This is a genomic window from Polaromonas sp. JS666 (genome assembly GCF_900103405.1).
Taxonomy (GTDB): Bacteria; Pseudomonadota; Gammaproteobacteria; order Burkholderiales; family Burkholderiaceae_C; genus Polaromonas.
The window spans coordinates 12,909-24,492 of record NZ_FNHX01000012.1; the positions used below are offsets into that span (position 1 = coordinate 12,909).

Consider the following 11,584-nt stretch of genomic DNA (forward strand, 5'->3'; position numbering starts at 1 on the left):
GTGCTTGCCGGCCCGTGCGGGGAGGCAAAAAGCGAAAGTAGCCAATGGTAACGCCTGCAAAAGCCGTGCCCGGCGGCCGGCGGGCAGGGTTTTCGCGAGGAGGGGATGGACGGCGGGGAAAAAGCGGCTAAAGGAGGGCCCAAAGCGGGCCCCCGGGGGTCAGGACCTCAGTTGCCGGTTGAAAAATGCGATGGTGCGTTCCCAGGCCAGCTTGGCGGCGGCCGCGTCGTAGCGCGGTGTGGTGTCGTTGTTGAAGCCGTGCTGGGTGCCGGGGTACTGGTAGGCGGTGTAGCTGGCGCCGGCCGCCTTCAGGGCCGCCTCGTAGGTCGGCCACGAGGCGTTGATGCGCTCGTCGACCGCCGCGAAATGGATCAGCAGCGGCGTTTTGACCTTGGCGGCGTCTTCGGCCGGCGGCTGGTTGCCGTAAAAAGGCACGGCGGCGTTGAGTTCGGGCAGGCGGGTGGTCAGGGTATGCGTCATGCCGCCGCCGTAGCAGAAGCCGACCACGCCCAGCTTGCCGCTGCAGTCGTCGCGGCCTTTCAGGTAGGTGACGGCGGCCACGAAGTCCTCGACGCACTTGCGCTGGTCGAGCTTGGCGAACAGTTCGCGCGCCTTGTCCTCGTCGCCGGGGTAGCCGCCCAGCGGCGTCAGGGCATCGGGCGCGAAGGCGATGAAGTTGTCCAGCGCCAGCCGGCGCGTGATGTCTTCTATATGGGGGTTGAGGCCGCGGTTCTCGTGGATGACCAGCACGGCGGGCAGCTTGCCGGCTGCGCTGGCCGGTTTCGCGAGGTAGCCCTTGACGGTGCCGGTTCCGGCGGAAGAGGGGTAGCTGACGCTTTCGGTCTTGATGCGCCGGTCGTCCCTGGCGACTTGCTGCCCTGCGGCAAAGTTGGGGCTCAGGGCGGCCAGCAGGGCCGTGGCCGTCATGCCGGCGGTGGCGAACTTCTGGGCGCGCTCCAGGAAGCCGCGCCGGTCCAGGGTGCCGTGCACATAGGCGTCAAACAGAATCAGCAGTTCCTGGTCAAAGTCCTGGGCAGTCTTCATCGGCATGGCGGCTCCCGCAAAAAGCCCAGCATAGCGATTCAAGCGCCGCCTGGCAAAGGGTGCTGCCCGCGACACGCCAGCAACGTCGGCCACAGCCCCGGCTTGCTATGAAACAGATAGCTGCCGGTGCCCGTGCCGGCTGGGCCGGGGAGTGCTGTTATGCGGCCGGCCGATGGAAAGCCGGAAAAAACCTGCTTTAATAGCGGCTTGGGCCGCCGCGGCTTCAATTGACACGGCGGGCTTTCTGTGACTCACTGGGCCTGCCGGGGCCGTCCAGCCGCGGCTGCCTTCAGGCGGCCGCGCCCCCCAAATCATGAGGAGAACCGCATCTTGAACCTGATTTCATGGCTGATGGCATTGCTGGGCGTGGCCGTGGGCGCGCTGGCCGGCATCCTTCTGTACGCCCGCTGGTTGCGGCAACAGGCGAGTGAAAGGCTGCGTATCCCCAAAAAATGGCCGCTGGCCGCGCGCGGGATCGTGACCGACGACGAACACGAGGTCTGGAAATGGCTGCGCAGCGCTTTCCCCGAGCATGCGGTCATGCTCAAGCTGCCGGTGCTGCGCTTCACGATTCCGACCGAAAAAGACAAGGACAAGGAAAAAAACAAGGAAAAGAAGGAGCGCCTGCTTGAATTGCTCAACGGCGTCTACACAACCTTCACCATCTGCACGCTGGACGGCACGGTGGTGGGCTGCGTCGACCTGCGCGGCAAGCGCGACGTGAGCCGGGCCAGCCGGGAGCTCAAGGAGACCCTGCTGTCCGATTGCGGCGTCGCCTACACCACCATCAAGGCCGGCCGGCCACCCACCGTGAGCGCCATGCGCGCGGCTTTCCTGGGCGAAATCCCCGAGGAGCTGATGGAGGAGCACCAGGAAACGCGCGGCGGCGACAGCAGCTTCCACGCCGACCTGGAGTCTTTCACCCGCGAGCGCAAGCGGGCCGCCAAGGACGCCGCGCTCAAGGAGCTCAACAAGGAAACCAAGCAGGAGGCCGCCCAGGCGGCCGCCAACCGCGACATTGGGTTCAACCCGGACGGCACAGGCGGCCTTCGCATCGACAAGAACAACCGCTTTTCGACCAACTGGGAAGACTCCTTCATCGAGCCCGCGGACGCGCGGCCGGCCAAGCTCGAATAAGGGCGGGTTCATGAGTTCGGCCTTCCAGCGGGCGTCGGCCCCGGCACGCCCCCGGCCCCCGCGGCCCGCCGCCATGAAAACACCATCGTGAGCAGGCTGGGCCATACCCGGGACAAGATCTACAAGACCGTGGCGCGGCAGCTGCACGGCGTGGTGCCCTGCTGGGTCTGCGGCGAACATGTCACGCCCCAGGCCGCGACGCTGGAACACATCAAGCCCTTGAGCGAGGGCGGCAACAGCCACGTGGAAAACCTCGCCATCAGCCATGAAGTCTGCAACGGCCGGCGCCACGCCGCCGGTGTGGTGCCGGCTTCGGCCGCCGCGCCGGGGCGGGTGCTCAGGCGCACTGACCCTGGCGTTTGCGCATGAGGCGGGCCTGGTTGCGGGCTGCGTGGCTGCTGCCGGCCGTGCTGCTGGCCAGCCTGGTGTTTCCGGCCGCCGCGCAGAAGCCGAAAGCGCCGGCAACTTCGGTGGCGCCGGCGACGGCAAAGGTGCAAGCGCCCGCCGCCGTGGCGCAGGTCGACACCCATGCCGGCGATGAACTCGCCATAGGCCGCGAAGGCCGCTATGTGCTGTCGCGTTCTTTCTCCTACCTGGAAGATGCCGGCGGCGAACTGGTGCTGGCCGACCTGCTCAAACCCGAGGCCCAGGCGCGCTTCCAGCCGGTGCCGCAAACCGGCCCGGCCACCAATTTCGGCTTGACCCGCTCGGCCATCTGGCTGCGTGTGACGCTGCGCCCCGAGCGCGATGCCCCGGCCGACTGGATGCTGGAACTGGCCTACCCGCCGCTGGACCGGCTGGAGCTGTATGCGCCTGACGGCAAGGGCGGCTTCAGCCGGCAGGTGGGCGGCGACCTGTCGCCCTTCGCCGAGCGCGCCGTGGTGCACCGCAACCACGTGATGCCGCTGCGCCTGAAACCCGGCGCCGCCAGCACTGTCTATTTGCGGGTGAGTTCGGGCGGCACCGTGTCGGCGCCGGTGAACCTGTGGCAACCCGCGGCGTTGTGGCGGCACGACCAGGCGGAGTACGCCACCATCAGCCTGTACTTCGGCCTGCTGATAGGCCTGCTGCTGTACAACCTGCTGCTGTTTTTCTCGGTGCGCGACCGGGCTTACCTGATTTATGTCGCCTTTGTGGCTTGCATGGCCGTCGCTCAGGCGGCGCTGACCGGTTTCGGCGCGCAGTTTCTGTGGCCTGGCCTGCTCTGGTGGAACAGCGTGTCCCCGCCCACCGGCATGGCCGCGACGGCGGTCTTCGGCCTGCTGTTCGCGCGCAGCTTTTTGTCCAGCGCGCTCAGGATGCCGCGCCTGGACCGGCTGATGCAGGCCCTGGTGGCGGGCTGGCTGCTGACCTTGCTGGCGGCGCTGACACTGCCTTATATCGTGTCGTCGCTGATGGTGACGGTGCTGGCAGTCTTCAGCGTCGTCACCCTGGTGGTGGTGGGTGTGCTGAGCGTGCGTTCCGGCCACCCGGGCGCCAAATACTTCCTGGCGGCCTGGGCTCTGCTGCTGGTGGGCGTGGTGACGCTGGCGCTGCACAACACCGGTGCGCTGCCGTCCCATGCGCTGACGGCCAACTCCCTGCTGATTGGTTCGGCGCTGGAGATGGTGGTGCTGTCTTTCGCGCTGGCCGACCGCATCAATGTCACGCGCCGCGAGAAGGAGCAGGCGCAGGCGCGCATCATGGCCGAGCACGCCATGGTCGAAGCCCTGAGCGTCTCGCAGGAAAATTTCCGCACGCAGCTCAAGGAGCGCGAGATGATCCTGGAAAACTCCATCGTCGGGATTGCCTTCCTGACGCCGGACGGCCGCTTTCGCTGGGCCAACCAGGCCATGCTGGAGGTCTTCGGTGTGGGCAGCGATCAGCTGACCTCGATGGAGCCTTTCTACCTTTCGCGCGAGGAATACCTGCGGGTGGGCGGCGAGGTGGCCGCCTGCGTCGCCCGCGGCGAGAACTACGAGGCCGAGATCCAGGTCAAGCAGTACGACGGCACGCTGATCTGGGTGTCGCTGTCGGGCAAGGCCGTGAGCGAGCGCGACCTGAGCCAGGGCACGGTCTGGGTCATCATCAACATCACGCGGCGAAAGGAGCTGGAGGCGCAGCTGGTGCGCACCTCGTCGGAGCGTGAAGCCATCCTCAACAGCGCGCTGGTGGGCATCGTGCTGTCGGTGAACCGCCGCCATGAATGGGTCAATGAGAAATTCGCGCAGATGATGGGCAGCCCGCGCGAGGCGCTCATGGGCCAGCCCTCGAGCTACATCCATCCCGACCTGGCCACCTGGGAGCAGTTCGGCAAGGAGGCGCGCGAGGCGCTGATCGCCACCGGCAGCTACATCAGCGAGCGCCAGCTGAAGCGCCGCGACGGCCAGCTCTTCTGGGTGCAGATGGCTGGCAGCTGCGTGCAGGCCAGGGAGCCCGAGTCGGGCGTGATCTGGGCTTTCCTGGACATCACCGAACGCAAGCAGTCGGAAGAAGACACACGCGAGGCGCTGGAGCAGCAGCGCGCGCTCAACGAGCTGCGCACCCGTTTCGTGGCCATGACCAGCCATGAGTTCCGCACGCCGCTGTCGGGCATCCTGTCGGCCGAGGAGTTGCTGCGGCACTACGGCAACCGGCTGCCCGAATCCGAGAAACTGGAAATCCTCGACAGCATCGCCGCGGGCGTCAAGCGCATGACGCGCATGCTGGACCGCGTGTTGATGCTGGGCAAGGCCGATGCGCAGATGCTGGAGTTCGAGCCGCATCCGCTGGACTTGCAGGCGCTGTGCCAGCAACTGGTCGAGGAAGCGCGCATGCAGCAGCCCGGCAGCTTGTGCGAGCTGCGCCTGGACTACACGGCCGGAACAGGCCAGGGACTTTACGACGAGAAGCTGCTGCGCCACATATTCAGCAACCTGCTGTCCAACGCGGTCAAGTATTCGCCGCTGGGCGGCCTGGTGCTGTTCCGCGTGCGGACCGAGGAGGACATGGTGGTCCTGGAAGTCGAGGACCAGGGCATAGGCATTCCCGAAGACGAGCTGCCGCACCTGTTCGAGTCCTTCCACCGCGCCAGCAACGTGGGCACCATCCAGGGCACGGGCCTGGGCCTGGCGATCGTGCGCAATGCGGTCGACATCCACGGCGGCACCATAGACGTGCGCAGCAGCGCCGGTTCGGGCACCACCTTCACGGTGCGCCTGCCGGCCAGGCATTAAAAGGATTTGTATGAGCAACCCATTCGTGATCCAGAGGCGCCGGCTGCTCCAGTCGCTGGCGGCGGCGGGCGCCGGCCTGTACCTGCCGGGCAGGGCGGCTGCGCAGGCACGGCTGGTCGGCGACCCCTTCACGCTGGGCGTTGCCAGCGGCTCGCCTACCCACGATTCGGTGGTGCTCTGGACGCGGCTGGCGCTGGACGGCGATGAGGCCTTGCGCCTGCAAGCCGGCCCGGTGGCTGTGCGCTGGGAAGTCGCGCATGACGAGGGCTTTAGCCGCATCGCGCAGGCGGGCCAGGCGCAGGCCGTGGCCGGGCTGGCGCATTCGGTGCATGTGGAGGTTGAGGGCCTGGAGCCCGACCGCTGGTATTTCTATCGCTTTGCCGTCGGCCATGCCGTGAGTGCCACCGGCCGCACGCGCACTTTTCCCGCCCCCGGCGCCGCGGTGGCGCGCCTGCGGCTGGCCTATGCCTCCTGCCAGCGCTGGGAGCACGGCTATTACAGCGCCTACCGGCACATGCGGGCCGAGGACCTCGACCTGGTGATGTTCCTGGGCGACTACATCTATGAATACCCCAACGCCGGCCAGGCCGTGCGCAAGCCCACCGGCGGCTGGGTACTGACCTTGGACGACTACCGCGCGCGTTATGCCCTGCATAAAAGCGATGCCGACCTGCGGGCCATGCACGCGGCCTGCCCCTGGCTGGTGACCTGGGACGACCATGAGGTACAGAACGACTACGCGGGCACGTCACCCGGCTATAGCGGGCCGCCGGTGGCCGATTTCGCGGCCCGGCGCGCCGCGGCCTACCAGGCGTTTTACGAACACATGCCGCTGCGCGCCTCGGTGCTCACCCGGGCCGTGGCGGGCCTGGCCGGTGGCGCCGAGATGCGCATCTACCAGCGCCTGCCCTACGGCCGGCTGGCCTCGCTCTACATGCTGGACGCGCGGCAGTACAAGGACGCGCAGGCCTGCACGCGTGAGGGAAGGGCCGGCTCCAGCACGCTGAACCCGGCCAGTTGCCCCGCCTGGAAGGACCCGGCGCGCAGCATGCTGGGCATGCAGCAGGAAAGCTGGCTGGACGCCGAATGGGGCAGCGCCGCAAGCAAGACGGCGGGCTGGAACCTGGTGGGTCAGCAGTCGCTCTTCGGCCAGCGCGATTTCCGGCCGGGGCCGGGCCAGGTGCTGTGGAACGACGGCTGGGACGGCTATGCGCCGGCGCGCAAGCGCTTCACCGATTCACTGCGCAGGCATGCCGTGGCGAACCCGGTGCTGCTGGGGGGCGACGTGCATGAGAACTGGGTCGGCCACATCAAGGCCGACTACGCCGACGCGGCCAGCGCGGCCGTGGGCACCGAGTTCTGCGGCACCAGCATCAGCTCGCGCTCGGCCGGCAACGCCAAAATCCCCGACACCCTGGCCGAGAATCCGCACTTTGTGTTTGCCGACTCGGAATGCCGGGGCTACGGCGTGGTGGAACTGACGCCGCGCGCGCTGACGGCCACGCTGCGCGTGGTCGACGACGTCACGCGCGCCGACAGCGGGGTGCAGACCCTGGCGAAGTTCGCGGTACAGGCCGGACGGCCGGTACTTGAAAAAGCCTAGGCCTGGCTAGGCCTTGTAGGTCGCCGAAAGGCCTTTTTCGAGGAAGGCATTGTTGGCCTCGCGCACCTTGGCGGCCTCGTCGTCGTAGAGAAAGGGCAGGAAGGCATAACGCCGCCCGCGCGTCACCGTGGACACCGCATGCAGCAGCGAGCAGGAGAACACCAGGGCGCCGCCGGTCGGGGGTTTGAAGGATTTGGGGCCGTATTCCGGGAAGCTGACCTCGCCGCCCTCGAAATCATCGTTGAGGTTGATGGACACGGCAAAGCGCCTGTGGGCCGTCCCGCGCGTGGTGTTGTCGCGGTGGGCGTTGAAGTGCGCCTCCTGGTCGGCGCGGTAGCAGCCGATGATGTAGCGCTCCATGCGGGTGGCCTTGAACTGGTGCACCTTGGCGATCTCGGGAACGATGCGGCGCTGTATCCAGGCGCGCGCCGCCTTCACGGCGGCGAGGTCGGTGATGTCATAGTCTTCACGCCGCTTGTGCCCGTGGTCGTGGGCCAGGACGGTTTTGCCGTTCTCCTCGCGCATGAAGCCCGACTCCTTGCCCCCATGGGTTTCGTAAAGGGCGATAAGCTCCCGGCAGAAGGCCGGCGGGAAGACGTTCGGCAGCATGAGGATGGGGGCCTGCAATTCCATGCCCGCGAAGCGCGAGGGCGGCGGCAGGTCGGCCAGGCAGGACAGCAGCGCCTGCATATCGCCGGCATCCGTGAGGGGCAGCACCTTCAAGACCCTGAGGGTCGGGTCCAGGACAAAACACAGGCGGCGGATGCCGGCTCGCTTTTGCGCCATGTCGGCATCGTGCGGCACCACGCCGTAAAGCTCGCTCACCTGCGCGTCAAAGTCCCAGAGGAAGCGGTAGCCGGGATAGCGGTCGGCGACACGTTTTTCGCTTTCATCGCCGGGGTCCAGGCTGACGCCGAAAAAAGAGCAGTGCGCGTCGTTGAAGATGTCCTGCCGTTGCAGAGCCATTGCTATGGCTGCCTGGCCCAGGGGCTCGGCGGCGCTGGCGAAAAAGCACAGCGCGATATACCGCCCGGCCGCGGCATGTATCGCGTAGCGCGGATTCGCGAAGGATCTTTGCCGGAACCAGGGCGCCGGATCGCCCGCAAGAAGATTGAAGTATTTGCCCATGTGTTGATGGGGAGACTGCTAGGGATTTCCTGTTTCCAGCAGCGCGTTGATGGCGCTCAGGTCCGCCTCGCCCAGCGTGGCGTTCGCGGCCTTCAGGCGCAGGCCCTGGAGCAGGGTTTCGGCGCGCGCCTTGTGCCAGTCGCGCTGGGCTGCGAACAGCTGCTGCTCGGCGTTGAGCACGTCCATGTTGATGCGCGTGCCGACGAGGTAGCCCACCTTGTTGGCGTCCAGCGAACTTTTGCTGGAGGTGATGGCCGAGGCCAGCGCCTGGGTTTGCGCCGCCCCGTTGACGACGCCCGCAAAGGCCTGGCGCGCCTGGGCCACTGCTTGCCGGCGCGCCGCTTCCAGGTCTTCCCCGGCCTTGCCCTTCAATGCCACGGCCTCGCGTACGCGTGCCTGCACGCCGCCGCCGGCATAGAGCGGGATGGTCAGGCTCATGCCGACCTGGGTGGAGCGCGAGCGCACGGAAATATCGGACGGGGAGGTGATACTGCCCGAGGTGAAGTTGTTACCGTAGGCCGCCGTCAGGTCCAGCGTGGGCGAATGCGCCGCCTGGCTTTTGGCGATCTCGCGATCGGCCACTTCCAGCGTCGCCTGGGCGATGCGCACCTGGATGGATTGTTCGCGGGCGCTGTCCAGCCAGGGCTGCAAGCCCTCCGGTTCCATGCGCGGCGGGGAGCCGTCCGCGCGCAAACCCGCCAGGCGGGCATGGGAGACGCCCAGAATACGCGTCAGCTCTGCCAGTTTGTTCTGCAGCTCGTTGCCGGCCACCACCGCCTGGGCGCGTGAGAGGTCCAGCCGCGACTGGGCTTCGTGCACGTCGGTCACGGTGCCGGTGCCGCCTTCGAAGGTGCGGCGGGCCAGGGCGCGCTGCTGCTCCATGGCGCCCGTCTGCAGATGGGCCACACGTTCGGCCTCCTGGGCGACCAGTATGTCGAGGTAGGCCTGCGCGGTGCGCAGGATCAGTTCCTGTTCGGCCAGCCGGAACTGCGCCTCGGCCAGCAATTCCTGTTGTCCGGCCTGGTCCAGCGCCGCCGATGCGGTGGCGCGCCACAGGGGCTGGCTCAGTTGCAAATTCCAGCTGCGGGTATGCACGTCGCGCGTCACGGCAGGCAGCTCGCTGAAGGCGGCTTGCCCGGCTTGCCGGCTGGCGGCGCCCACCAGGTTGACCGCGGGCAGCAGCGCGGCACGCGCCTGTGGAACCCGCTCGCGCGCCGCCTGCAGGGTGTAGACGGCGCCGCGGTAGACGGGGTCGCGTGCCTGCGCCTGGCGGTAGACCTCAAGCAGGTCGGCGGCCGGCGCGCTGAAGGACGCCAGCAGCAGCGGCAGGCCGACCAGCCAGCGCCGGCTGCTTGCGGTGTTCGGCGCGCGCTGCGATTGTGATGTTGGAAACTTGAAGCGCGGTATATGCGCCGGCTTTGGTTCGGGGTCTTGCACCTCGACCTCCCTGCAGTAGTGTTCAGGTTTGAACCATACGGGAGGCGATAGGCGCTTCTGCTGTCAATTGTCCGTAGCCGGACTTTTATTGCGGCAAATACCCCCGCCGAATGTGCCGGTGTGCCGCGGCTCAGGCGGCGAGTTCGGTTTCTTCCTCGAGGTTGTCGCTCAGGAAGCCGCCGCTCTGGTGGGCCCAGAGGCGCGCGTAGAGGCCGCCATTGGCCAGCAGCGTGCGATGGTCGCCTTCCTCGACGATACGGCCCTGGTCCAGCACGATGAGGCGGTCCATGGCGGCGATGGTGGACAGGCGGTGCGCGATGGCGATCACCGTCTTGCCCTGCATCAGGGTGTTGAGGCTGCCCTGGATGGCAACTTCAACCTCGGAGTCCAGCGCGCTGGTGGCTTCGTCCAGCAGCAGGATGGGCGCGTCCTTGAGCATCACGCGAGCGATCGCGATGCGCTGGCGCTGGCCACCCGAGAGCTTCACGCCGCGCTCACCCACATGGGCGTCGTAGCCGTGGCGGCCGTGTGGATCGGTCAGGTCGGTGATGAAGTGATCAGCCTCGGCGCGCCGTGCGGCCAGGCGCATGTCGTCGTCGCTGGCGCCGGGGCGGCTGTAGGTGATGTTGTCGCGCACCGAGCGGTGCAGCAGCGAGGTGTCTTGCGTCACCATGCCGATGTGGCCGCGCAGGCTGTCCTGGGTAACGTGGGCAATGTCCTGGCCGTCGATCAGGATGCGTCCGCCATCGAGGTCGTAAAACCGCAGCAACAGGTTAACCAGTGTCGATTTGCCGGCGCCGGAGCGGCCTATCAGGCCGATTTTCTCGCCTGGCCTGACGGTCAGCGTGAGCTTATCGATCACGGACTTGTTTTTGCCGTAGCTGAAGTCCACGGCCTCAAAGCGCACTTCGCCGCGCGGCACGTCCAGCGCGGCTGCATCAGGCGCGTCCACGATGGTGTGGGGCCGCGACAGCGTGTTGATGCCGTCCTGCACGGTGCCCACGCTTTCAAAGAGGCTGGTGGTCTCCCACATGATCCAGTGCGACATGCCCTGCAGGCGCAGTGCCATGGCGGTGGCCGCGGCCACCGCGCCCGCGCCGACCTGGCCCAGGTGCCAGAGCCACAGCGAGGTGCCGGCCATGCCCAGGATCAGGCCCATGCTGAGCGTGTGGTTGACGATTTCAAACGCGCTGACGAGGCGCATCTGGGTATAGCCGGTCTTCATGAACTCGCCCATCGCGTCGCGCGCGAAGCCGGCCTCGCGCCGGGTGTGCGAGAACAGCTTGACGGTGGTGATGTTGGTGTAGGCGTCGGTGATGCGGCCCGTCATCAGTGAGCGGGCGTCGGCCTGCTGCTTGCCGATACGGCCCAACCGCGGCACGAAGTAAAAGAGGCTCGCGATGTAGAGCGCCAGCCAGACCAGGAAGGGCGCCACCAGCTTCGTGTCGAAGGCCGCGGCCAGCACTGTCATGGTGGCGATGTAGACGCCCATGGCCACCAGCACGTCGGCCAGCACGAAGAGCGTGTCGCGCACCGCCAGCGCGGTCTGCATGACCTTGGTGGTCAGCCGGCCGGCGAACTCGTCCTGGTAGAAGGACATGCTGTGCCCCAGCATGAGGCGGTGAAAATTCCAGCGCAGCCGCATCGGGAAGTTGATGGCCAGCGTCTGGTGCTTCACGGTGGTCTGCAGCGCCACGGCCGCGATGCTGGCCACCACGAGGAGCGCAAGCCAGCCCAGCGCAGTGCCGTGCTCTGCCCACAGGTTGGCGGGTGCCGTCGCGCCCAGCCAGTCGACGATGCGGCCCAGCATCGCGAACAGCAAGGCCTCAAACACCGCCAACACCGCCGAGAGCAGCGCCAGCAGCAGGATGTAGCCGCGCGCGCCTTCGGTGCAGGCCCACAGAAAGGCCATGAAGCCCTTGGGCGGCAAGGCGGGGTCGGCGTCAGGGTAGGCGGGAAGCTGGCTTTCGAATCGTTTGAAAAAACCCATGGATGTCGGTGTCTTTGGTTTCAGGTGTCTGCTTATAAGGTGTTATGGCTG

The 11,584-nt window shown here is 67.1% G+C and carries 8 protein-coding genes; 4 read left to right on the forward strand and 4 right to left on the reverse strand.

What is annotated here, in order from left to right; genetic code table 11:
• Positions 1–159: 159 nt before the first annotated feature.
• Positions 160–1,050: a dienelactone hydrolase family protein gene (locus tag BLQ85_RS20910; RefSeq protein WP_074579904.1), complete on the reverse strand. Its 891-nt coding sequence runs from the start codon at positions 1,048–1,050 to the stop codon at positions 160–162.
• A gap of 324 nt (positions 1,051–1,374) precedes the next feature.
• Between BLQ85_RS20910 and BLQ85_RS20915 the strand changes: the two genes are divergently transcribed.
• The 4 genes from BLQ85_RS20915 to BLQ85_RS20930 all read left to right on the forward strand — a co-directional run bounded on the left by BLQ85_RS20915 (position 1,375) and on the right by BLQ85_RS20930 (position 6,978).
• On the forward strand, positions 1,375–2,181 hold the full coding sequence (locus tag BLQ85_RS20915; RefSeq protein ID WP_074579905.1) for a DUF2726 domain-containing protein: 807 nt from the start codon (positions 1,375–1,377) through the stop codon (positions 2,179–2,181).
• Between the two features lie 87 nt (positions 2,182–2,268).
• A complete protein-coding gene (locus BLQ85_RS20920) occupies positions 2,269–2,550 on the forward strand; it encodes an HNH endonuclease (protein WP_074579906.1) in 282 nt (93 codons plus the stop codon).
• Positions 2,547–5,375: a 7TM diverse intracellular signaling domain-containing protein gene (locus BLQ85_RS20925; RefSeq protein WP_074579907.1), complete on the forward strand. Its 2,829-nt coding sequence runs from the start codon at positions 2,547–2,549 to the stop codon at positions 5,373–5,375. Before BLQ85_RS20920 ends, BLQ85_RS20925 begins: the two co-directional genes overlap by 4 nt.
• A 10-nt stretch (positions 5,376–5,385) precedes the next feature.
• Positions 5,386–6,978, forward strand: coding sequence for an alkaline phosphatase D family protein (locus tag BLQ85_RS20930; protein ID WP_074579908.1), 1,593 nt, complete (start codon positions 5,386–5,388; stop codon positions 6,976–6,978).
• Positions 6,979–6,984: 6 nt separating this feature from the next.
• On the opposite strand, the gene BLQ85_RS20935 is transcribed toward BLQ85_RS20930, so the two are convergent.
• From BLQ85_RS20935 to BLQ85_RS20945, 3 genes are all read right to left on the reverse strand, one after another.
• The gene (locus BLQ85_RS20935; protein WP_074579909.1) at positions 6,985–8,106 is read right to left on the reverse strand and encodes a 2OG-Fe(II) oxygenase; all 1,122 of its coding nucleotides are present in this window, start codon (positions 8,104–8,106) and stop codon (positions 6,985–6,987) included.
• 18 nt (positions 8,107–8,124) lie between these two features.
• Positions 8,125–9,543, reverse strand: coding sequence for a TolC family outer membrane protein (locus tag BLQ85_RS20940; protein ID WP_074579910.1), 1,419 nt, complete (start codon positions 9,541–9,543; stop codon positions 8,125–8,127).
• Positions 9,544–9,673: 130 nt separating this feature from the next.
• Positions 9,674–11,533: an ABC transporter ATP-binding protein gene (locus BLQ85_RS20945; protein WP_074579911.1), complete on the reverse strand. Its 1,860-nt coding sequence runs from the start codon at positions 11,531–11,533 to the stop codon at positions 9,674–9,676.
• Between the last annotated feature and the right edge of the window lie 51 nt (positions 11,534–11,584).

Coding starts and splice junctions, on each gene's coding strand:
- BLQ85_RS20910 (WP_074579904.1), bottom strand. CDS start 1,050: ATGCCGATGAAGACTGCCCAGGACTTTGACCAGGAACTGCTGATTCTG.
- BLQ85_RS20925 (WP_074579907.1), top strand. CDS start 2,547: ATGAGGCGGGCCTGGTTGCGGGCTGCGTGGCTGCTGCCGGCCGTGCTG.
- BLQ85_RS20930 (WP_074579908.1), top strand. CDS start 5,386: ATGAGCAACCCATTCGTGATCCAGAGGCGCCGGCTGCTCCAGTCGCTG.
- BLQ85_RS20935 (WP_074579909.1), bottom strand. CDS start 8,106: ATGGGCAAATACTTCAATCTTCTTGCGGGCGATCCGGCGCCCTGGTTC.
- BLQ85_RS20945 (WP_074579911.1), bottom strand. CDS start 11,533: ATGGGTTTTTTCAAACGATTCGAAAGCCAGCTTCCCGCCTACCCTGAC.